Raw genomic sequence first — 21,035 nt, forward strand, 5'->3', positions numbered from 1 at the left:
GCGGCCACGGCGGCACCGTCCCTAGTGGCTTCCGCCGACCACCGTGAAGCTCTTCCAGGGGGCCTGGCCGGGCACACCCGGGTCGCTGGTCTGCGAGGGCAGGTAGAACTTGCTGGTTCCCGCGGCGTTGTGGCAGTCCTCCTGCGTGTAGAGGACCACGTCGTTGACGGTGTTGTTGTCGACGCTCTTCGCCCCGGGGGCCGTCAGCGGGTGGCACCCGTCGACCGAGGGGCTGTCGATCTGCTGCGGCTTGCCGTCCGTGGTCGTGTAGACCAGGTTGCCCACGGCCTGGTGGGTCATACCGGAGCACGCCGCGGTGCCGAGGAGCAGGAGCAGGGCGCCGGCGTGAAGGCCGGGCCGGCGGAGAGCGGCCATGGTGAGCGTCCTCGTCTGTACGGGGGACCGGTACTGAGGGCAACGCTGCCGCGTGCGCCGGACCCTGTCACCCGCAGCGCGACCAGTCGGCTGAATCGGCGGCGGTCCTACACCGCCGCGGGCCTGCGCCCGGGGGCGGTGCACAGGGCCCAGATGACGACGCCGTCGAGGAGGATCATCGCCAGGGCCCAGAAGGGGATGTACGGCAGCCACATGAAGTTCGCCAGCATCGACAGGCCGACGATCACCGCGCCCACCGTGCGCGCCCACAGCGCGCCCCGCAGGAGCAGCAGTCCGACGAGGACGACCAGCACGCCGAGGACGAGGTGGATCCATCCCCAGGCGCTCAGGTCGAACCGGAAGGTGTAGTTGCCGGTCACGACGAAGACGCTGTCCTTGGCGATCGCGGCGACGCCCTGGAGGATCGCGGAGATGCCACCGAAGATCATCAGGACGGCGGCGAAGACGATCCATCCGGAAGCCGCGGAGCCTTCCGTTCGCGGAGTGGTCATGGTGGGCTCCTTACTCTTCGGAACCAGCGTGCCACGGTCCGCGGTGGACGGCATGCGGAGCGGGCCGGGTCTGCGGGGGCGGGGATTCCGGGGGGAAACGTCTGTGGGCGGTATCGCCGGAATCCGGCCGTACCGCCCACAGGCTTCACATGGTGTCCGAGGGGGGACTTGAACCCCCACGCCCGATAAAGGGCACTAGCACCTCAAGCTAGCGCGTCTGCCATTCCGCCACCCGGACAAGGTGTCCGCCACCCGGCTCGTGGGCCCGGCGACGTGGAAAACAATAGCAAACATCCGGGGCCCCTCGATCAACCCGCCCGCCGGGGCCCTCGCAACGGCCGCAGGAAGGGGTGCGGGGGGCCTCGCGGCCCGGTGGGGAGGCGGGGGAGGATGGGGAGATCGACGAACGAAGGAGACAGCGTGAGCGAGTCGAGCTCGGCCGCCCGTACGACCACCGGCGAGGACGAGGTCGCCGGCCTCTGCCGTGACCTCATCCGGATCGACACCAGCAACTACGGCGACCACTCGGGTCCCGGCGAGCGGGCCGCCGCCGAGTACATCGCCGAGAAGCTCGCCGAGGTCGGCCTGGAACCGCAGATCTTCGAGTCGCACCAGGGCCGGGCCTCCACCGTCGCCCGCATCGCCGGCGAGGACCCCTCGCGGCCCGCCCTGCTCATCCACGGCCACACCGACGTCGTGCCCGCCAACGCCGACGACTGGACCCACCACCCGTTCTCCGGCGAGATCGCCGACGGCTGCGTGTGGGGCCGCGGCGCGGTCGACATGAAGGACATGGACGCCATGACCCTGGCGGTCGTGCGCGACATGCTGCGCAGCGGGCGCCGCCCGCCGCGCGACATCGTGCTCGCCTTCCTCGCCGACGAGGAGGCCGGCGGCGTCTACGGGGCCCGCTTCCTGGTCGACAAGCACCCGGAGCTCTTCGAGGGCGTCACGGAGGCGATCGGCGAGGTCGGCGGCTTCTCCTTCACGGTCAACGAGGACGTGCGGCTCTACCTGATCGAGACCGCCCAGAAGGGCATGCACTGGATGCGGCTCACCGTGGACGGCACCGCCGGCCACGGCTCCATGACCAACAACGACAACGCGATCACCGAGCTGTGCGAGGCGGTCGGCCGGCTCGGACGGCACCAGTTCCCGGTGCGCGTCACCAAGTCCGTCCGCGGCTTCCTCGACGAGCTCGGCGACGCCCTCGGGACCGATCTCGATCCCGAGGACATGGAGACGACGCTGGCCAAGCTCGGCGGCATCGCCAAGCTCATCGGTGCCACGCTGCGCAACACCGCCGCGCCGACCATGCTGGGCGCCGGCTACAAGGTCAACGTGATCCCCGGCCAGGCCACCGCGCACGTGGACGGGCGCTTCCTGCCCGGTTACGAGGAGGAGTTCCTGGCCGACCTGGACCGCATCCTCGGTCCCCGGGTCAGGCGCGAGGACGTGCACTCCGACAAGGCCCTGGAGACGACGTTCGACGGGGCGCTCGTCGAGGCCATGCGCGCCGCGCTCAAGGCCGAGGACCCGATCGCCCGCGCCGTGCCGTACTGCCTGTCCGGCGGGACCGACGCCAAGTCCTTCGACGACCTGGGCATCCGATGCTTCGGCTTCGCGCCGCTGCAGCTGCCGCCCGACCTCGATTTCGCCGGGATGTTCCACGGCGTCGACGAGCGGGTACCGGTGGACGGTCTGAAGTTCGGCGTGCGGGTGCTCGACCGCTTCCTCGCGAGCAGTTGAAACGACTCGCCAATTATCGACATTTCCTGCCGCTTAGCCGAAAAGAGTGAATGAATCCCAGCGGCAGTAGCGCGCCTTGTGTCCACTCGTTGGTTCCTGTGCGGTCCGAAGTTGGGGCCGTTTTGCCAACGAGGAGGAAAAATGATCAAGAAGGTCGTCGCTGCTGCCGTGGTCACCGGTGGGCTCGTGGCTGCGGGTGCCGGCGTGGCCGTCGCCGACTCCGGCGCCCAGGGTGCCGCGGTCGGTTCCCCGGGTGTGCTGTCGGGCAACGTGATCCAGGTTCCGGTGAACATCCCGATCAACCTGTGCGGTAACACGATCAACATCGTGGGCCTGCTGAACCCCGCCGTCGGCAACGTCTGCTTCAACAGCTGACAACGCTTCGGGCCTCGTAGAAGGCCCGATCCTGGCCGGCCCCGTGAAGCCCCGTGAGGGCTTCGGGGCCGCCCCGGCTGGGGGAGCGCCGGTTTTCCATTCCGGGGGGTCATCCATTCCCCCGGCGGGTATCGCCCGCCGGTTTCCGTATCCGGAAAAGCAAGGCAAGGAAACTCAATGCGACAGGTTGCAAAGAAGGCGCTGCTCACTGCGGTCGCGACCGGCGGCGTGCTCGTCGTCACCGGCGGCATGGCCCACGCGGACTCGCACGCGTCGGGCGTCGCCGCCGGATCTCCGGGCGTCCTGTCCGGGAACCTGATCCAGGTCCCGGTCAACATCCCGATCAACCTCTGCGGCAACACCATCAACGTGGTGGGCCTCCTCAACCCGGCGGCGGGCAACGTCTGCATCAACGGGTCCTTCGGTCACCGCGAGGTCCGCGTGTACAAGAAGGGTGGCGGCTTCCACAAGCCCATCGGTGGATACCGCGACAAGGACGGCTACGCCGACAAGGACGGCAAGTGACGTTCTCTCAGGCCTCTTCCGAGGCCTGAAACCGGTCGGCCCCGGAAATGCCCTGTGCGCTTCCGGGGCCGCCCCGGTGGGGGAGGCAAAGGTTCTGACGTCCGGGGGGGCGACCATTCCCCCGGCGGGCATTGCCCGCCGGTTTCCGTATCTGGAAAAGCAAGGCAGGGACATTCCATGCGACAAGTCGCGAAAAAGGGGCTTCTCACCGCGGTCGCGACCGGCGGCGTGCTCGCCGTGACCGGCGGTATGGCCGCCTACGCGGACTCCAACGCGTCCGGCGTCGCCGCCGGCTCGCCGGGCATCGCGTCCGGCAACGCGATCCAGGTGCCGGTGAACATCCCGGTGAACGTCTGCGGCAACACCATCAACGTGATCGGCCTGCTCAACCCGGCGGCCGGCAACACCTGCGTCAACGGTTCCCCCGAGCGCCGCGAGGTCCGCGTCTACAAGAAGGGCTTCCACAAGCCCGTCGGCGGCTACCGCGACAAGGACGGCTACGCCGACAAGGACGGCGGCCCGGGCCGTTCCGTCCGCGGCGTCGACTCCGCCTTCGGCAGCCGGGGCAACGACGGCGGCCGCGGCTTCGGCGGCGGCGACCACGGACGCGGCTTCGGCGGCGGGTTCGGCGGTGACCGCGACGGCGGCGGCTTCGGCCACGGTGGCGCCTCGGCCCACGCGGCCGCGGTCGGCTCGCCCGGCATCCTGTCCGGGAACGCCATCCAGGCGCCGGTGAACATCCCGGTCAACGCCTGTGGCAACTCGGTCAACGTGGTCGGCCTGCTCAACCCGGCGGTCGGCAACACCTGTGTGAACGCCGGCGGCTACGGCGGCCACTACGGCGGCGGCAAGGGTCACGGGCACCACCCGCGCCCGCACCGCAACATCCCGCGCGGCCACGACGACTACCCGGAGCACAACTACCCGGAGCCCGCGGGCGTCCCGGGCGGTGGCGGCCCCAGCCTGGCCCAGACCGGTACCGAGGACGTCGGCACCGCGCTGCTCACCAGCGCCGGACTGCTGCTCGGCGGTGCGGTGCTCTTCCGCCGCGCCCGCGCGGCGCGTCGCTGAACGCCTCCGTCTCCCCCGTGGGGCGGCATGTGAGGAAAGGGGCCCCGCCGACGCGGGGCCCCGCTTCATGTGGCGTACCTCACCATGTGGCGCGGACCTGGCGGATGATTCTTCGGCGCAGCCGAACCCGGCGACTGCCGTCCGGGTAGAGGCGGAGACGGTCCAACTCCCAGTGCCCGTACTCCGCATGGTCGGTCAGCAGCCGCTGGGCCTCCTTGCGGGAGACGCCCCGTGGCACGTACACATCTCTGAATTCGTATTCAGGCATCGCATCTATTGTGCGGGGAGCGCCCCAGTACGGATAGCGTCTTCCGCATGTCTGATGTCGCGCAGCCCACTGTTGCCGAGGTACGAGCCGCCGTCGAGGCGGTGAAGGCCGCTCTGGACCGCCACCTGGCCGCGGTCGAGCACCGCACCGGGGAGGACGATCCCGCGGTCTACCAGGCCTTCGAGGCCCTGGCCTCGGCGGCCGAGGCCTACGACGAGCTGCTCTACGACACCTACGACGAGGTCACCCCCTTCGAGGTGCCGCTCGGGGACACGCTGCCCGAGTACGACGGGCCCGAGCAGCCGAGCGCGGTCAGCGTCCTGATCCGCCGCGACTACACCGTGGGCGACTCGCAGCGCCTGGTGCAGCAGGCGGAACGCGTGTCCGACACCGGCCCCGAGGGCGGCCCGGACGTCGCGGCCGCGATCGGGGTCCTGTTCGGGGAGTACGAGCCCGACGAGATCGCCGAGCGGCACAAGGAGTTCGGCCTGGTGGAGGGCGACTCCACGGTCTGGGTGACCGCGGTGGAGCCTGCCGAGCCGGGGGAGTGGCTGGCCAGCCCCTTCGAGCAGGTCGATCCGCGGCACCTGATCTGCCGGTTCGACGTGAGCGCGGTCTTCGACGAGGAGAGCGACGTGCTCGGCGAGGACCGCAGCGAGGCATGACGTACCGAGCGGGGGCCCGGGCACGCCCGGGCCCCCGCTCCGTGCGTCACTGCGCCGACGCCGCCTGCTCGCGGAGGATGTCGCGCAGCCGCGTGGTGCGGTCCCTGGCCGGGATCTCCGCGACGGCGCGGGGCAGCGCCTGGTCGACGCCCTGGACGACGGACAGATGCCGCTCGCCCCGGCCGAAGGCGGTGTAGACCCAGGCCCGGGTCAGGGTCTGCGCCGCGTCACCGGGCAGCACGACGACGGCGGCCGGCCAGCGCCGGCCGGCGGCCTGATGGGCGGTGACCGCCCAGCCGTGGCGCACCTGCCCGGCGACGGCCTCGGGCGGGACGACGACGGAGGCCCCGTCGCAGTCCACGCGCAGGCCCTCGTCGCCGCCGGAGGTCACGGTGCCCGGCACGGTCCTGCCGGGGGCGGGGGTCAGGAGCACCCGGTCCCCGGGGTCGAAGCCGCCGAACCGGCCGGGGCCGGGATTCAGCCGTTCCTTGAGCGCCGCGTTGAGCACCCGGGTACCGGCGGCGCCGCCGTGGCCCGGGGTGATGACCTGGGTGCTCGCGGCGGGCACCCCGATGACCCGGGGCACGGAGTCCGCGACCAGCTGCACCGTGCGGTGCACCGCCTCCCCGGCGTCCCGCACCGGGACGATCACGACCTCCTTCTCCGGCGCCTCCACCTGCGCGAGCTCGCCGATGCCGATCCCCGAGACGAGTTCACCGATCGGCCCCGGGTCCGGCGTGCGCGAGACGGCCTGCGGGCACACCTTGGCGGCCGCCAGGTCGGCGAAGACCCGCCCGGGACCGGCCGACCACAGCGCCATCGGGTCGCCGGAAAGGACCAGGCGCGCGCTGTCGGGCACGGCCTCCACGAGGGTGGCCGCCGCCTCCACGTCCAACTGCGGCGCGTCCAGGACCGCCAGCAGGTCCAGCGCCAGCGTCCCGTCCTCGTCCCGTCCCGGTCCCTCGTGCCCGGCGAGCAGGCCCGCGACGGTGGCCACCGCGTCCTCGCCCGCGCCCGCCGCGGCCAGCCGCCTGCGGCCGTCCTCGGTGGCCGCGGCGGCGTAGGCGCGCAGACCGAGCGCCCGCGCGGCCGCCACCAGGGCGGCGGGTTCGGCACGGGCCTCCTCGGCGCCCTGGTGGACGACGAGACCGCTTCCCGCGGCCGCGCGCACGAGGGCCCCGGCGGACGAGGAGGGCGCCGCGGCGGCCGCGGCCTCCCAGTCCGGTCCTCCCTCCTGTCCCTCGTCGGGGGAGAAGGTGTTGAGCAGCCGCATCAGGCCGTCGGCGAGGCTCTCCTCCGCCATCGCCCACCGGTCCAGGCCGAGCAGCAGCCGTACCGGCCGCTCGGCGTCCTCGTCGTCGTCGGCGCCCGCGGGCTGCGCGGGTCCGGCGTTCTCGTCGGCGACGTGGAAGAGCAGCGCCAGGCCGTCGGTGACGGCCGCCTTGAGCGCGTCGTCGGCCGCGGTGACCGCGTGCCGGCCCAGGGCCGCGGCGAGCACGGGCCATTCGACCGCCGTGTGCCCCTGCTCGGCCGCCTGTTCCAGCAGCCGGACGACCAGGGCGCGCACCCGGCGCTCGTCCTCCGGACCGGCCGCGCCGCCCAGCAGCGCCTTCGCGAAGCCGTCGGCCTGGTCCACCCGCACGCCCGGCACGGACAGCACCTGCCACGGGTCCTCCCGCAGCGCCTCGCCGGCCCGCTCGCCGAGCGCCGCGACGGCCGCCTCCGCGAGCCCCTCCGGCGCGCCGCCCGCGGCGAGCACCGTGCGCGCGGCGGCCACCGCGTCCCCGCTCAGCAGGGCGGGAACGGGAGCCGGGGCCACCGCTGCGGGGGAGGGCGCGGGCACCGACGGACGCTCGGGAGCGGGGCGTGCCGGGGCGGTGCGGCCCCTGGGCACGGCCGCCGGCCGTTCGCCGCGCTCGATCGCCCGCACCGCGGCCGCCAGGTCCGTCAGTTCCTCGGGCAGCTGCGAGCCGACGCCTTCGGTGGACGGGCGCGGGCGGCGGGGCGGCGGCGTGTCCTCGCCGGTGTCTTCCGCGGCTCCGGCGGACTGCGCCGGCGCCGCGTCCGCAGCGGGCGCCGCCTCGGCTGCGCTGGGGTCCTCGCGGTCGCGGTCGTCGCGGTCCTCGGTCACGGTGGCCTCCGTAGTAGGGCGGACTACTGCCGGAGGACGCTCACAGCGTGCTCCAGTCGTGGTCCGGATAGCGGTGCAGCGGCGCCGAAACGTCGTCCAGCGCCTGGCAGATCTCTTCGGGAAGACTAAGGGCCTCCACTGACAACGCCGCCGCCAGCTGCTGGGCGTTGCGCGCCCCGACGATCGGCGCGGCGACCCCGGGGCGGTCCCGCACCCAGGCCAGGGCGACCTGGAGCGGCGAAGTGGCCAGCCCGTCGGCCGCTATGGCCAGCGCGTCCACGATGAGCCGGGCCGTCTCGTCGAGGTAGGGCGCGACGAAGGGTGCCATGTCGTCGGAGCCGCCCCGCGAGTCGGCCGGGGTGCCGTGCCGGTACTTGCCGGTGAGCACGCCCCTCCCGAGCGGGGAGGAGGGCAGCAGACCCACCCCGAGGTCCAGGGCGGCGGGCAGCACCTCGCGCTCGATGCCGCGCTGCAGCAGCGAGTACTCCATCTGCGTACTGGACAGCGGCGTCCGCGTCTGAACGGCGCGCTGCCAGGTGGCGGCCTTGGCGAGCTGCCAGCCGCAGAAGTTGGAGACACCGACGTAACGCGCGCGGCCCGAGGTGACGGCGAGGTCGAGCGCCTGCAGCGTCTCGTCGAGCGGTGTGGTGGGGTCGTAAGCGTGCACCTGCCACAGGTCCACGTAGTCGGTACCGAGCCGCTGCAACGAGGCGTCCAGGGCAGCGAGCAGGTGGCCGCGGGAGGCGTCGAAGCGCCGGTCGGGGTCGGGCACGCTGCCGGCCTTGGTGGCGATCACCAGGTCCGAGCGCGGCACCAGGTCCTCGACCAGCCGTCCGAGCAGGTACTCCGCGCCGCCGTCGCCGTACACGTCGGCCGTGTCGACCAGCGTTCCACCGGCCTCCCAGAACGCCTTGAGCTGGTCCGCGGCGTCGAGTTCGCCGGTGTCGCGCCCCCACGTCAGCGTGCCGAGCCCGAGCCGGGACACACGCAGTCCGGTACGGCCGAGGTGCCTTTGCTCCATGACGGCTGACATTACTGGTCAACGGCGGTATTTGGGCGCGTGTGACGTACCAGACGGGCGCCGTGCCGCCGTGGGGACGATATGGTCCGCAGAACAAGGACGTTACTGACTGGTAAGGGGAGCGCTATGCGGCTCGGGATCAACCTCGGCTACTGGGGCGCCGGAATGGACTCGGACAACCTCGCCGTCGCGCAGGAGGCGGACCGCCTCGGCTACTCGGTGTGCTGGGCGGCCGAGGCCTACGGCTCGGACGCGCCCACCGTCCTGTCCTGGGTCGCCGCGCAGACCGAGCGCATCGACGTCGGCTCCGCAATCTTCCAGATCCCGGCCCGCACGCCCGCGATGACCGCCATGACCGCGGCCACCCTCGACTCGCTGTCGGGCGGCCGCTTCCGTCTCGGCCTCGGCGTCTCCGGCCCCCAGGTCTCCGAGGGCTGGTACGGCGTCAGGTTCGACAAGCCGCTGGCCCGCACCCGTGAGTACGTGGAGATCGTCCGCAAGGCGATGTCCCGCGAGCGGCTGACGCACGAGGGCGAGCACTGGACGCTGCCGCTGCCGGACGGCCCGGGCAAGGCGCTCAAGCTGACCGTGCACCCCGTGCGCGAGTACATCCCGCTGTACATCGCGGCCATCGGCCCCAAGAACCTGGAGCAGACCGGCGAACTGGCCGACGGCGCGCTGCTGATCTTCCCCTCCGCCGCGCACCTGGAGGAGACCGCGCTCCGCCACATCCGGGCGGGCCGCGAGAAGGCCGGGAAGACGATGGAGGGCTTCGACGTCTGCCCGACCGTCCCGATCGCCATCGGTGAGGACGTCGACGCGCTGGCCGACCTCTTCCGTCCCTACACCGCCCTGTACGTCGGCGGCATGGGCAGTCGCAAGCAGAACTTCTACAACAAGCTCGCGCAGCGCATGGGGTACGAGAAGGAGGCCGCCGAGATCCAGGACAAGTACCTGTCCGGCGACAAGGACGGCGCCGCGGCCGCGATCCCGCGCGAGCTGATCGACTCCACCACGCTGCTCGGCACGGTGGAGCGCATCGCCGACCGCATGCAGGCGTACGCCGCGGCCGGCGTGACCACGCTGACCCTCTCCCCGGCGGGCTTCACCCTGGACGAGCGGATCACGGCCCTGCGCACCGGCGCCGAGGCCCTGGAGCGGGCGGGGCTGGCCGAATAGGCCCTCACCGCAAGGCACCGCACCGCACAGCGCGGCGGCGGCCGGTCCCGGCTCAGCCCGGGACCAGCCGCCCCAGCAGCCGTCCGAAGGCGATCAGCCGCGCTATCTGCCCGGGGCCGCCGTCCTCCAGGGACTTGCTGAACCGGAAGGCCTCCGGCCGGAACCGGGCCGAGGCGATCGCCCCTTCCGCGTCCCCGCGCACCGCGCTCAACTCGTGCGGCATGGCGGTCGCCAGCACCACGTACACCCCGCGGTCGACCCGCCGGCCCTGCTCGTCGTGGCCCACCAGGGTGCGCATCCCGACGTGGCCGATGGTCTCCAGGGGCAGCACCTGCACGGAGGAGTCCAGGACGCGGCCGCCGGGGGCGTCCTCGTCGGCGACCTCCTCGCTGTGCCAGAGGATCAGCCGCCGCCCGTCGCAGACCGCGGCCTCCTGCCACACCGACGTCCCGGCCTCCGTGAGGTCCACCACGCGTTCGAGGGTGAAGCCGCGCACCCGGCGCCGGCCCATGACTCCGCCGATCGCCTCCAGGGCCACCTCGGCGTGCAGGAAATAGGCGTGGGCCGCGTCGTCCAGGCGCGCGTAAGGAGCCCAGTCAGAACCCGCGGGGCCCGCTGGACGCACCGTCGAGCGGCTCCGCGTCGCCTTGCTGAACATGTCTAGGTAGTGACCCCTCCGAGGGGCTATGAAATCACGAGCGCCCGGGCCGGCCGCAGGACCCCTCGGTTTCCGCGGCCGTGGTGGGGGCTCGGGGGTCTTCCCCGCCACGGCCGTCACCAAACTCAACGCCGGGAAGCGCCAAGGGTTACGCACCCCTCACCCGATCGTCCTCATCCGTTCGGCCGAGTTGACGCGCGGGCCTGTTGCCAGGGGCTTTCCGGGGCATTTGACTCTTCATTTACGCACGGCTGATTTATTGAGTTATCCGGTGGTCCATCCGGTTCGCGCAGGAGGTTCCGACATGCTCTCCGCCCGGAGTCTGTTCCAGGAGATCCTCGACCACGACGACTCCTTCCGGCTCTTCTGCTCGATCGCCGCCAGCGGCGAGGCACAGGGAGGCTGGGAGAACGGCCGCATCGCCGCCCTGGTCCCCGAGCCGGAGCGCGGCCTCGCCCCCAAGATCGCCCGGCACGGCGCCGACGAGGACAAGCACGGGCGGATCTTCAACGCCCTGCTGCGCAAGCGCGGCCTGGAGCCCGTCCCCGTGCCCCCGGACACCGACTACACGATGCTGCTGGAACGCGGCGGCATCGGCCTGGCCCACGACAAGCTCCGCCGCGACGAGCCGCTGACCGTCCAGGACGTGGTCACCTACCTCGCCCACAGCCGGGTCACCGAGCAGCGCGCCTCCGAGCAGATGGCCCTGCTCGTCAGGCACTTCGCGGACCATCCCGACATCGGCCGCGCCGTCCGCATGATCTCCCAGGACGAGGACAACCACCTCGCCTACTGCCACGAGGAACTGCTGCGCTTCACCTCCGCCGGGCACGGCCGCGCCATCCGGCACACCCTGCGCACGTGCGCGCTGGCCGAGGTCCGCGTCTACCGCGACGTCAGCCTGGCCGTCATGGCGCACATGGGACGCGTCCTCGGCTGGTCGCGGGGCCGGTCCGCGCTGCTGCGCGCGGGCATCCACGCCGTGTACGTCTACGAGCGCGTGGGCGGCTGGCGGCGCATGGTCCGCCTGTCGATGCCGCAGCGGCGCGACGCGCTCGGCGGGCCGGCCACCGCGGCCGAGGCGGCGGTGTAGCGACGGGTGGGCGCGCACCGGCACGACGGCACGGCCGGCTACAGCCAGTCGTGCCGTTTGAACGTCCGGTACAGCAGGATCTCGGCCACCACGATGACCGCCAGCACCGCGGGATAGCCCCAGACCTGGCGCAGTTCCGGCATGTGCTCGAAGTTCATGCCGTACACGCCGGTGAGCATCGTCGGCACGGCGGCCATGGCGGCCCAGGCGGAGATCTTGCGCATGTCGTCGTTCTGCCGCACGCCGACCTGGGTCAGATGCGCGCCCAGGATGTCGCTGAGCAGCCGGTCGAGGCCGTCCACCAGTTCGTTGGCCCGGGTGAGGTGGTCGGCGACGTCCCGGAAGAACGGCTGGGTGCTGGACGCCACGTGCGGCACCGTGCCCGCGGACAGCCGGATCATCGGCTGCATCAGGGGCGAGGCCGCCCGGCGGAACTCCAGCAACTGGCGCTTGAACGCGTAGATCCGGCTGGCCGTGCTCTCCGCGCCGCGCCTGGCGGCCGCACGCCGCGGCTCGGGGGCGAACACCTCCGCCTCCAGTTCCTCCAGATCGGCCTGAAGATCGGCCGCCACCACGATGTAGTCGTCCACCACGGTGTCGCTGATGGCGTACATCACGGCGCCCGGGCCGTGCTTGAGCACCTCGTGCTCGGCCTCCAGGCGGTGCCGGATCTCCCCGGGCGCGATGGCCTCGCCGTGGCGCACGGTGACGACGAAGTCGTTCCCGACGAAGACCATCAGCTCGCTCGCGGTGACCGTGTCCCGCGCGTCGTCGTAGGCCACCGGCTTGAGCACGAGGAAGAGCGAGCCCTCGTAGACCTCCAGCTTGGGGCGCTGATGGGCGCTGAGGGCGTCCTCCACCGCCAGCGGGTGCAGCGTGAACTCCCGGCTGACGAGGTCGAACTCCTTCTCGGTGGGCTCGTACAGCCCGATCCACACGAAGGCACCGTCCACCGCCCGCGCGGCCTCCAGTGCCTCGGCCACGTCGGTGGGCGTCGCCGTGCGCTCGCCGTCGCGGTACACGGCACAGTCCACGATCACGTATGTCTCTTTCCGCGTATCGCCGCCGACACACCGGTCCCGGGCGCGCCGTATGGTGGCGGTCATGTCCACCGTGATCCTGGTCCGGCACGGCCGGTCCACCGCCAATACCGAGAACGTGCTGGCCGGACGGCTCCCCGGAGTCGCCCTCGACGAGACCGGCCGCGACCAGGCCACGGACCTCGCCGCGCGGCTCGCCGTCCTGCCGCCCGCCGCCGTGGTCACCAGCCCGCTGCAGCGCTGCCGCGAGACGGTCCAGCCGCTGCTGGACGTGCTGCCCGACGTGCCCCTGCACGTCGAGGAACGGATCACGGAGTGCGCCTACGGCGACTGGAGCGGCCGCAAGCTCGCCGAGCTCGCCGACGAGCCGTTGTGGGGAGTCGTGCAGCGCTACCCGTCGGGTGCCGTCTTCCCCGGCGAGGGCGGCGAGTCGGTGCGCGCCATGCAGAACCGCGCGGTCGAGGCCGTGCGCGAGTGGAACGCCCGCATGGAGGAGGCCCACGGCCCCGACGCGCTGTGGGTCATGTGCTCGCACGGCGACGTCATCAAGTCGGTCGTGGCGGACGCGCTCGGCATGCACCTCGACCTCTTCCAGCGCATCGCCGTCGACCCCTGCTCGGTGACGGCCATCCGCTACACCCCGGAACGGCCCTTCCTGCTCCGTCTCGGGGACACCGGCGGCCTCGACGGGCTCCGCCCGCGTGAGCAGCCCACGGCCGCGTCGGGGGACGCGGAGGTCGGTGGTGGTGCGGGCGCACCGTGATCAGCTTCCGCAGTAGGGTGGACCGGACCTCGAAGACACCGAGCAAACGGAGCAGGACGTGCCTCGTCAGGTGTTCCTCTACGACAAGCCCGATCGCTTTGTCGCAGGCACCGTTGGCCAGCCAGGACAACGCACCTTCTTCCTGCAGGCCAGCGCGGCCGGCCGGACCACCAGTGTCGCCCTGGAGAAGACCCAGGTGGAGGCGCTGGCGGAACGTATCGACGAACTCCTGGACGAGGTCGTGCGGCGCACCGGCGGCTCCGCGCCCGTCCCCGCCGTGGCCCCCAGCGAGCTGGCGGACAACGCCCCCCTGCAGGCCCCGGTCGAGGAGGAGTTCCGCGTCGGCACCATGGCCCTCGCCTGGGACGGCGCCGAGGAGCGCATGATCCTCGAGGCGCAGGCCCTCGTCGAGATCGAGGCGGACGACGAGGAGGACCTGGAGGCCGCGGAGGAGATGCTCCTCCAGGACGACGAGAACGGCCCGCCCCTGCTGCGGGTGCGCCTGACCGGCGCCCAGGCCCGCACCTTCGCCAAGCGCGCCCTCGACGTCGTGGCCGCCGGCCGGCCCCCGTGCCCGCTGTGCAGTCTGCCCCTGGACCCGGAAGGACACGTATGCCCGCGTCAGAACGGGTACCGGCGGTCGGCGACGGCCTGAGCGGCGACATGCCGGCCCGCGACGGAGCCGACGGCGGCATAGCCGGGGCCGAACTGCTCACGCACGGCGAACTGACGGTGCTCGGACGGCTGCGCGACGCCTCGAACGCCGTGCTCTACTGCGAGATCGCCCACGAGGGCGTCACCGCCCACTGCGTCTACAAGCCGGTCGCCGGGGAGCGGCCGCTGTGGGACTTCCCCGACGGCACGCTCGCCCAGCGCGAGGTCGCCGCGTACCTGGTGTCCGAGACCACCGGGTGGGGCCTCGTGCCGCCCACCGTGCTGCGGGACGGACCGTACGGCGAGGGCATGTGCCAGCTGTGGATCGACACCCCCGAGGAGGGGGAGGACGGCGGCGACGGCCTGCTCGCCCTGGTCGACGCCGAGGAGCCGGCGCCCGGCTGGAAGGCGGTCGGCTTCGCGGAGGTCGGCGAGGGCCGTACCGCGCTGCTGGTGCACGCGGACGACGAGCGGCTCCGGCGGCTCGCGGTGCTCGACGCCGTGATCAACAACGCCGACCGCAAGGGCGGCCACCTGCTGCCGACGGCGCGGGGCGATCTCTACGCCATCGACCACGGTGTGACGTTCAACGCGGAGAACAAGCTGCGGACGCTGCTGTGGGGGTGGGCGGGGGAGCCGCTGACCGAGGAGGCCGTGGAGGTGCTCGGCAAGCTGGGGACGGAGCTCGGCGACGGTGGCCTCGGGGCTCGGCTGGCCGAGCTCATCACCGTCGCGGAACTCACCGCACTGCGCGAGCGCGTGGCGGACCTGCTGCGCACGGGGCGGCACCCGGAGCCGTCAGGGGAGTGGCCGGCCATCCCCTGGCCCCCGATCTGAGCGTTCCGGACGGCATGCCGGCGGGCCCCGCAGTGGGCGACGGCACAGTCCCGGAGGCCCCCGCCGGTCGTTTGCCGATCACGCGGGCGGTTAATCTCATGACATGCATGCCTGGCCCGCTTCCGACGTCCCCGCCCTCCCGGGCAAGGGACGCGACCTTCGTCTCCACGACACCGCGACCGGTGGACCCGTAACCCTGGACCCCGGTCCGGTCGCCCGCATCTACGTCTGCGGGATCACCCCCTACGACGCCACCCACATGGGGCACGCGGCCACCTACAACGCGTTCGACCTCGTGCAGCGCGTGTGGCTCGACACGAAGCGCCAGGTCCACTACGTCCAGAACGTCACCGACGTCGACGACCCGCTGCTGGAGCGGGCCGAGGCCACCGGCCAGGACTGGACGGCCCTCGCCGAGCGCGAGACCACGCTGTTCCGCGAGGACATGACCGCCCTGCGGATGCTGCCGCCCGCCCACTACATCGGCGCGGTCGAGGCCATCCCCGGGATCGTCCCGCTGGTCGAGCGGCTGCGCGAGGCGGGCGCCGCCTACGAGCTCGACGGCGACATCTACTTCCACGTCGACGCCGACCCGCACTTCGGCAGCGTCTCCCACCTCGACGCGGTCGCCATGCGCGTGCTGTCCGCCGAGCGCGGCGGCGACCCGGAGCGCCCCGGCAAGAAGAACCCCCTCGACCCGATCCTGTGGCTCTCGGCCCGCGAGGGCGAGCCCAGCTGGGACGGCGGCAGCCTCGGCCCGGGACGGCCCGGGTGGCACATCGAGTGTGTCGCGATCGCGCTGGACCACCTCGGCATGGGCTTCGACGTCCAGGGCGGCGGCTCCGACCTCGCCTTCCCGCACCACGAGATGGGCGCCTCGCACGCCCAGGTGCTGACCGGCGAGTTCCCGATGGCCAAGGCCTACGTGCACGCGGGCATGGTGGCGCTGCACGGCGAGAAGATGTCCAAGTCGAAGGGCAACCTGGTCTTCGTCTCGCAGCTGCGCCGGGACGGCGTCGACCCTGCGGCCATACGGCTCAGCCTGCTGGCCCACCACTACCGCTCCGACTGGGAGTGGACGGACGCCGTGCTGGAGCGGGCCGTGGAGCGGCTCGGCAGCTGGCGCGCGGCCGTGTCGCGGCCGGACGGACCGCCCGCCGAAGCCCTGGTCGAGGAGATCCGCGAGGCGCTGGCCGACGACCTCGACGCGCCCGCGGCGCTCGCAGCGGTGGACCGCTGGGCGGCCCTCCAGGCCGCCGAGGGCGGTACCGACACCGGGGCCCCCGGGCTGGTGTCGCGCGCGGTGAACGCGCTGCTCGGCGTGGCGCTCTGAGCCGGCCCGACCTGGGCTGACGGACGGCGAAGGCCGCTGCCCCCCGCGGGGGGGCGCGGCCCTGGCCGTCCGTCAGCGGCTCATTCGTCCTTGTCGGTGTTCTCGGTGTTCTCGGTGCTCTCCGCGCCGTCGGTGTCGGTGTCGGCGGTGCCGTCCTGCTCCGGCGCGTCCTTGTCGGGCCTGGCCACGTTGCCCTGCCCCGCGGTGCCGGTCTCCGGCTTCGGGGACGTGTCCCGCAGGTAGGGGCTCGCGTCCTGGTCGCCCGCCTGCGGGTCGCGGCGCCGCAGATAGCGCTCGAACTCGCGGGCGATGGCCTCGCCGGAGGCCTCCGGCAGCTCGGCCGTGTCGCGTGCCTCCTCCAGGGTCTGCACGTACTCGGAGACCTCGCTGTCCTCGGCCGCGAGCTCGTCCACCCCGACCTGCCACGCGCGGGCGTCCTCGGGGAGCTCGCCGAGCGGGATGCGCAGGTCCAGCAGGTCCTCCAGCCGGTTGAGCAGGGCCAGGGTGGCCTTAGGGTTGGGCGGCTGCGACACGTAGTGCGGCACGGCGGCCCACAGGCTCACCGCCGGGATCCCCGCGTGCGTGCAGGCCTCCTGCAGGATGCCCACGATGCCGGTCGGGCCCTCGTAGCGGGACTCCTCCAGGCTGAGCGCGGTCGCCAGATCCGGGTCCGAGGTCACCGCGGTGACCGGGACGGGACGGGTGTGCGGCGTGTCGCCGAGCAGCGCCCCCATGACCACGACCATCTCGACGCCGAGCTCGTGGGCGAAGCCCAGGATCTCGTTGCAGAACGAGCGCCAGCGCATGCTGGGTTCGATGCCCCGGATCAGGACCAGGTCGCGCGGCTTGGGGGTCTCGATGCGGACGACGGACAGCCGGGTCGTGGGCCAGGTGATCTGGCGTACGCCGCCGTCCATCCACACCGTGGGACGGTTGACCTGGAAGTCGTAGTAGTCCTCGGCGTCGAGCGCCGCGAACACCTCGCCCTTGAACTCCCGGTCCAGATGCCCGACCGCGGCGGAGGCGGCGTCCCCGGCGTCGTTCCAGCCCTCGAACGCGGCCACCATGACCGGGTCGATCAGCTCGGGAACTCCCTCGAGCTCGATCACCCAGCGCCTCCTTCCGGCCGGAAGGGGGATGGTGTCACCCCCGCCGGCTGCCGTTCCTTCGCGTGCGGCACCAGCCTACGGCTTCACGGGGCGGGTGCCGCCGCCTTCGTAGGGGGATGATCCCCAGCGTCACGGGACGTACGCGTCCCGTCGTCCACCGGCCCCCACGCGGAGCGGTACGCGGCCCAGTCCTGCGCGGTGGCGTGGAAGTCGACGTAGAGGGCGAGCCCGAAGCGCTCGCGGCCGGGATCGGTCCGGGCGAGCCCCAGCCGGGCCCCGCGGGCGGCGGCGGCGACGGTCTCCGCCCACGCGTGGTGGCCCAGGTTGTTCGTGTGGTATCCGGGCAGCCCCATCAGCAGGTCCGTACCCGGCGGGGTCACCTCCAGGGCCAGCGCGGTCTGCTGGGCGACGTAGCCGCCGAACAGGCTCTCCAGCGGCTGAGCCGTGTCGTAGGCCATCACCGCGACCTGGTCGACGCGCCGGGCGACGTCCCCGAAGTAGGCCTGCGACCACCACTTGGGATGGTGGAACAGCGCGCCCGCCGGTACGTGCAGCGACGGCAGCGGATCGATCTGGTGCGTCGCGACGGAGAGGACCGCGCCGCGCCCGGCCGTCAGCGCGTGGACGGAGTCCAGGACGTCCAGGAAACCGCGGTCGCCGGAGTACATCGGCTCCAGGTCCAGGTGCACGCCGTCGAAACCCGCCGCCAGCGCCTGCCCGGCGCTCGCCGCGATCCGGGACCGCGTCGCCGGGTCGTCCAGGTGCAGGCCCTCGTCGCCGTGGTGCGAGACCACCTGCCCCAGCCACGCCTGCACGCGCACCCCGGGCAGCGCGCGGTGCGCCTCCCGCAGCAGCGACGCGGCGGCGGGGTACAGCGCCGGATCGAGACTGCCGTCGAACTCCATCGGGCCGGTGTGCACGTACAGGTCCCGGGTGCCGCTGCCGCGCAGCTCCCGGCCGAGCCCGGCCAGATCGGCCGCGTCCCGGCGGCCGTCTACCCAGGCGTGGCCCAGCCAGACCGCGTTCCGGCCGCGGTCGGCGCCCGCGCCGGAGGGGTCGCCCACGTACTCCAGGCGCAGGGCGACGCCGGCCGCCAGCACCGGCAGCAGGACGACGAGGGCGACCGCGAGGGCGCCGCGCCGCAGCGTACGGGCGGAGGGGCGGCGGAAGCGGAACAGGCGACGGCGCCGTGGGTCTGGGCGTGAATTCATCCGATCCCTTTTCTCGATCACTTCTTCGAGAGATCGGACGCACGGGACGCCGTGCCCGGTTCGCCCGCGGGCCGGCGGTTCAGAGGGTCGAGCGCAGCCACTGCTCCACGCTGGCGACATGCACCGTCGCCCACGACCGTGCCGCCTCCGCGTCGCGATCGCGCAGCGCGCCGATGATCGCCCGGTGCTCGTGCAGGGTGCGGCTGACCGCGTCCTCCTGGGTCAGCCCGCGCCAGATCCGCGCCCGCGTGGTGGGCCCGGACAGCCCGTCGAGCAGCGAGCACAGCACGGAGTTGCCGGCCGCCTGCACGATGCCGCGGTGGAACTCCAGGTCGCACGCGACCAGTTCCTCGACCGAAGGCTCCGTCCCCAGCGCCGCCAACTGGGCCTCCAGGGCGTCCAGCTGCGTCTCGGGGATGATCGCGGCGGCCATCGCGGTCGCGGCGGGCTCCAGTATGCGCCGTACGGCCAGGAACTCCAGTACGGTGTCGTCGCGGTGGAAGTCCACGACGAAACTCATTGCCTCCAGCAGGAGTTGGGGGTCGAGGCTGGTGACGTACGTGCCGTCGCCCTGCCGCACGTCCAGGATGCGGATCAGCGAGAGCGCGCGCACCGCCTCGCGCAGCGAGTTGCGCGACAGACCGAGGTCGGCCGCCAGTTCGCTCTCCTTGGGGAGCCGGTCGCCCGGGCGCAGCGCACCGGAGACGATCATCCCCTTGATCTTCTCGATCGCCTCGTCGGTGACCGCCATGACCGCCCTCGCCTCCAGGACATCCGATGTATCGGGCCATTATGCCGTGCGACGGCGATTCGGGAGCCCTGCCGTCGGCCGCGATCTCCCGGGTGTGCGCCGAAGGTCCGGCGGCGGCGTCCCGGGCACCGCGGCGGAGCGCGCCCGGACACGCCAAAGGCCGTCTCCCGGATTCGAGAAACGGCCCCTGAACTGCGACAACGTTCGTCACGCTGTCGGGACGACAGGATTTGAACCTGCGACCCCTTGACCCCCAGTCAAGTGCGCTACCAAGCTGCGCCACGTCCCGGTGCGGATCGGCCGGAGCGCTGCCCCGGAAGATCACGTAAAGAGGAGGATACCCGAAGGTCGCTGATCAGCCGAATCGCTCGATACGGATCCGGCCGACCGGCTGCCCGCCGTCCACCAGGAGGCGGGAGGCGTGCTCCGCGAAGCCGTTGCCGCCGCACACGTACGCCTCCCAGCCGCCCTGCGGCGGATCGCCCAGGTAGGGGGCCAGATGCGCGGCGGTGAGCCGGCCCTGGGAGCGGGTGAGGACGACGGTGGTCTCCGCGCCGTACTCGCGGGCGTAGATCAGGTCCTCGGGCGTACGGGCGGAGACGATCAGGCGCAACGGCACGTCCAGCCCGCGCAGCCGGCGGTGGCGGATCATCGACATCAGCGGCACGACCCCGGAACCGGCGCCGAGCAGCAGCGCGGGCCGGTCGCCGGACCAGGCGAAGAAGCCGCTGTGCGGGCCGCGCACCTCGAAGGCGTCGCCGGGCCCCGCGACGGTGTGCAGATGCCCGGAGACCTCGCCGTCCGGGACGTGGTCGAGGGTGAGCTCGATGTGGCCGGAGTCGTCCGGCGCGGAGGCGAGGGAGTAGTTGCGCTGGGCCGTGTAGCCGTCGGCCGCCGTCAGCCGCAGTGTGAGGTACTGGCCCGGCTGGTGCCCGGCCCAGCCGGGCACCGCGAACCGGAACGTGGCGGCGCGCGGGGTCTCGCGGCGGACCTCGGTGAGCGTGGCGCGCCGCCACACCGCGGCGGCGGCCCCGCTCACCGCGACGCGGCCGGGCACGGCGAAGCGGGTCGGCGGGACGAAGGCGGGTGCGGCCAGGTCAGTCATGGGCGTAACGCTGTTCCTGCCACGGGTTGCCGCGGGGGTGGTAGCCGTTCTGCTCCCAGAAGCCGGCCTCGTCGTGGTCGAGCAGCCGGATGCCCGCGATCCACTTGGTGCTCTTCCAGAAGTACAGGTGCGGCACGACCAGCCGGGCCGGGCCGCCGTGCTCGGGGGTGAGCGGCGCGCCGTCGTGCTCGAAGGCGATCCAGGCCCGGCCGCCGGTGACGTCCGCGAGCGGCAGGCCCGCGGCGTAGCCGGTGTGCGCGTACGCCACGACGTGCGTCGCGGCGGGGGAGGGGCGCACCGCTTCCAGGAAGGCGTCCAGTGACACCCCGCCGAAGTGCACGCCGAACTTGGACCACCCGGTCACGCAGTGGATGTCACCGCGGTAGGAGGACCGGGGCAGGGCCGCCGCCTCGTCCCAGGTCCAGGTGCGCGGCGCCGTCACCAGGCCGTCGACGCGGAACGTCCACTGCGCCGCGGTGAGCCGCGGGGTGACCTCGGCGGAAAGCACCGGCCACTCGTCGCGCGCGTCGTACTGACCGGGCGGCAGCCGCGGGTCGCGGTCGGCGGCCCGGGCGCGGCCGGTGAAACCGCGGGTGGTTTCCAGCGCGGA

22 protein-coding genes, 2 tRNA genes and 1 pseudogene are annotated in these 21,035 nt (G+C 72.7%); 11 read left to right on the top strand and 14 right to left on the bottom strand.

The window, feature by feature from the left end:
• Window positions 1-21: 21 nt before the first annotated feature.
• The 3 genes from ACFYXS_RS29685 to ACFYXS_RS29695 all read right to left on the bottom strand — a co-directional run bounded on the left by ACFYXS_RS29685 (window position 22) and on the right by ACFYXS_RS29695 (window position 1,125).
• Window positions 22-375, bottom strand: a complete 354-nt coding sequence (locus ACFYXS_RS29685; protein WP_389253674.1) for a hypothetical protein — start codon at window positions 373-375, stop codon at window positions 22-24.
• A 107-nt stretch (window positions 376-482) separates the two neighbouring features.
• Window positions 483-887 carry a hypothetical protein gene (locus ACFYXS_RS29690; protein WP_389253676.1) on the bottom strand — a complete coding sequence of 135 codons (405 nt, stop codon included), beginning with the start codon at window positions 885-887 and terminating at the stop codon, window positions 483-485.
• Between the two features lie 150 nt (window positions 888-1,037).
• Window positions 1,038-1,125: transfer RNA gene (locus tag ACFYXS_RS29695), tRNA-Leu, on the bottom strand.
• Between the two features lie 152 nt (window positions 1,126-1,277).
• On the opposite strand from ACFYXS_RS29695, the gene ACFYXS_RS29700 reads away from it, so the two are divergent.
• From ACFYXS_RS29700 to ACFYXS_RS29715, 4 genes and pseudogenes are all read left to right on the top strand, one after another.
• Window positions 1,278-2,636: a M20/M25/M40 family metallo-hydrolase gene (locus ACFYXS_RS29700; protein WP_389253678.1), complete on the top strand. Its 1,359-nt coding sequence runs from the start codon at window positions 1,278-1,280 to the stop codon at window positions 2,634-2,636.
• A gap of 141 nt (window positions 2,637-2,777) precedes the next feature.
• The gene (locus tag ACFYXS_RS29705) at window positions 2,778-3,011 is read left to right on the top strand and encodes a chaplin (RefSeq protein ID WP_389253680.1); all 234 of its coding nucleotides are present in this window, start codon (window positions 2,778-2,780) and stop codon (window positions 3,009-3,011) included.
• 177 nt (window positions 3,012-3,188) lie between these two features.
• Window positions 3,189-3,440, top strand: a pseudogene (locus tag ACFYXS_RS29710) (chaplin); the annotation flags it as partial.
• 273 nt (window positions 3,441-3,713) lie between these two features.
• A complete protein-coding gene (locus ACFYXS_RS29715) occupies window positions 3,714-4,607 on the top strand; it encodes a chaplin (protein WP_389253682.1) in 894 nt (297 codons plus the stop codon).
• A gap of 79 nt (window positions 4,608-4,686) precedes the next feature.
• Here ACFYXS_RS29715 and ACFYXS_RS29720 read toward each other — a convergent pair whose 3' ends face one another.
• Window positions 4,687-4,875: a DUF5703 family protein gene (locus ACFYXS_RS29720; protein WP_319661956.1), complete on the bottom strand. Its 189-nt coding sequence runs from the start codon at window positions 4,873-4,875 to the stop codon at window positions 4,687-4,689.
• Window positions 4,876-4,922: 47 nt separating this feature from the next.
• Between ACFYXS_RS29720 and ACFYXS_RS29725 the strand changes: the two genes are divergently transcribed.
• Window positions 4,923-5,540, top strand: a complete 618-nt coding sequence (locus ACFYXS_RS29725; protein ID WP_389253684.1) for a hypothetical protein — start codon at window positions 4,923-4,925, stop codon at window positions 5,538-5,540.
• A gap of 46 nt (window positions 5,541-5,586) precedes the next feature.
• Here ACFYXS_RS29725 and ACFYXS_RS29730 read toward each other — a convergent pair whose 3' ends face one another.
• Together ACFYXS_RS29730 and ACFYXS_RS29735 are read right to left on the bottom strand one after the other, a co-directional pair.
• Window positions 5,587-7,671 (bottom strand): helix-hairpin-helix domain-containing protein, encoded by a 2,085-nt coding sequence (locus ACFYXS_RS29730; RefSeq protein ID WP_389253686.1) that lies wholly within the window; start codon window positions 7,669-7,671, stop codon window positions 5,587-5,589.
• Window positions 7,672-7,711: 40 nt separating this feature from the next.
• Window positions 7,712-8,692, bottom strand: a complete 981-nt coding sequence (locus tag ACFYXS_RS29735; protein WP_389253688.1) for an aldo/keto reductase — start codon at window positions 8,690-8,692, stop codon at window positions 7,712-7,714.
• Window positions 8,693-8,818: 126 nt separating this feature from the next.
• Here ACFYXS_RS29735 and ACFYXS_RS29740 point away from each other — a divergent pair, with 126 nt between their 5' ends.
• Window positions 8,819-9,871 carry an LLM class F420-dependent oxidoreductase gene (locus ACFYXS_RS29740; RefSeq protein WP_389253690.1) on the top strand — a complete coding sequence of 351 codons (1,053 nt, stop codon included), beginning with the start codon at window positions 8,819-8,821 and terminating at the stop codon, window positions 9,869-9,871.
• Between the two features lie 52 nt (window positions 9,872-9,923).
• Here the strand turns inward: ACFYXS_RS29740 and ACFYXS_RS29745 are convergent, their stop codons facing one another.
• Window positions 9,924-10,529: a hypothetical protein gene (locus ACFYXS_RS29745; RefSeq protein WP_389253692.1), complete on the bottom strand. Its 606-nt coding sequence runs from the start codon at window positions 10,527-10,529 to the stop codon at window positions 9,924-9,926.
• Window positions 10,530-10,833: 304 nt separating this feature from the next.
• On the opposite strand from ACFYXS_RS29745, the gene ACFYXS_RS29750 reads away from it, so the two are divergent.
• Window positions 10,834-11,622, top strand: coding sequence for a ferritin-like domain-containing protein (locus ACFYXS_RS29750; RefSeq protein ID WP_389253694.1), 789 nt, complete (start codon window positions 10,834-10,836; stop codon window positions 11,620-11,622).
• Between the two features lie 38 nt (window positions 11,623-11,660).
• Here the strand turns inward: ACFYXS_RS29750 and ACFYXS_RS29755 are convergent, their stop codons facing one another.
• Complete coding sequence (locus tag ACFYXS_RS29755) at window positions 11,661-12,662, bottom strand: magnesium and cobalt transport protein CorA (protein WP_389253696.1); 1,002 nt, start codon at window positions 12,660-12,662, stop codon at window positions 11,661-11,663.
• Between the two features lie 64 nt (window positions 12,663-12,726).
• Here ACFYXS_RS29755 and ACFYXS_RS29760 point away from each other — a divergent pair, with 64 nt between their 5' ends.
• The 4 genes from ACFYXS_RS29760 to mshC all read left to right on the top strand — a co-directional run bounded on the left by ACFYXS_RS29760 (window position 12,727) and on the right by mshC (window position 16,249).
• Window positions 12,727-13,425: a histidine phosphatase family protein gene (locus tag ACFYXS_RS29760; protein ID WP_389253698.1), complete on the top strand. Its 699-nt coding sequence runs from the start codon at window positions 12,727-12,729 to the stop codon at window positions 13,423-13,425.
• A gap of 58 nt (window positions 13,426-13,483) precedes the next feature.
• Window positions 13,484-14,080, top strand: a complete 597-nt coding sequence (locus ACFYXS_RS29765) for a DUF3090 domain-containing protein (RefSeq protein WP_389253700.1) — start codon at window positions 13,484-13,486, stop codon at window positions 14,078-14,080.
• On the top strand, window positions 14,038-14,916 hold the full coding sequence (locus ACFYXS_RS29770) for an SCO1664 family protein (protein WP_389253702.1): 879 nt from the start codon (window positions 14,038-14,040) through the stop codon (window positions 14,914-14,916). The genes ACFYXS_RS29765 and ACFYXS_RS29770 overlap by 43 nt, the downstream gene beginning before the upstream one ends.
• Before the next feature lie 103 nt (window positions 14,917-15,019).
• The gene (gene mshC / locus ACFYXS_RS29775; protein ID WP_389253704.1) at window positions 15,020-16,249 is read left to right on the top strand and encodes a cysteine--1-D-myo-inosityl 2-amino-2-deoxy-alpha-D-glucopyranoside ligase; all 1,230 of its coding nucleotides are present in this window, start codon (window positions 15,020-15,022) and stop codon (window positions 16,247-16,249) included.
• Between the two features lie 80 nt (window positions 16,250-16,329).
• Here mshC and ACFYXS_RS29780 read toward each other — a convergent pair whose 3' ends face one another.
• The 6 genes from ACFYXS_RS29780 to ACFYXS_RS29805 all read right to left on the bottom strand — a co-directional run bounded on the left by ACFYXS_RS29780 (window position 16,330) and on the right by ACFYXS_RS29805 (window position 21,029).
• Entirely contained in the window at window positions 16,330-17,358 is a 1,029-nt protein-coding gene (locus tag ACFYXS_RS29780; RefSeq protein WP_389253705.1) for a PAC2 family protein, read from the bottom strand.
• 83 nt (window positions 17,359-17,441) lie between these two features.
• The gene (locus ACFYXS_RS29785; RefSeq protein WP_389253706.1) at window positions 17,442-18,569 is read right to left on the bottom strand and encodes a hypothetical protein; all 1,128 of its coding nucleotides are present in this window, start codon (window positions 18,567-18,569) and stop codon (window positions 17,442-17,444) included.
• A 79-nt stretch (window positions 18,570-18,648) separates the two neighbouring features.
• Window positions 18,649-19,320 carry a FadR/GntR family transcriptional regulator gene (locus ACFYXS_RS29790; RefSeq protein WP_389253708.1) on the bottom strand — a complete coding sequence of 224 codons (672 nt, stop codon included), beginning with the start codon at window positions 19,318-19,320 and terminating at the stop codon, window positions 18,649-18,651.
• Between the two features lie 215 nt (window positions 19,321-19,535).
• Window positions 19,536-19,609: transfer RNA gene (locus ACFYXS_RS29795), tRNA-Pro, on the bottom strand.
• 66 nt (window positions 19,610-19,675) lie between these two features.
• Window positions 19,676-20,425, bottom strand: coding sequence for a ferredoxin reductase (locus ACFYXS_RS29800; protein WP_389253710.1), 750 nt, complete (start codon window positions 20,423-20,425; stop codon window positions 19,676-19,678).
• Window positions 20,418-21,029 carry a sulfite oxidase-like oxidoreductase gene (locus tag ACFYXS_RS29805; RefSeq protein ID WP_389253926.1) on the bottom strand — a complete coding sequence of 204 codons (612 nt, stop codon included), beginning with the start codon at window positions 21,027-21,029 and terminating at the stop codon, window positions 20,418-20,420. The genes ACFYXS_RS29800 and ACFYXS_RS29805 overlap by 8 nt, the downstream gene beginning before the upstream one ends.
• Window positions 21,030-21,035: the final 6 nt, after the last annotated feature.

This window comes from Streptomyces sp. NPDC002574 (genome assembly GCF_042889545.1).
Taxonomy (GTDB): Bacteria; Actinomycetota; Actinomycetes; order Streptomycetales; family Streptomycetaceae; genus Actinacidiphila.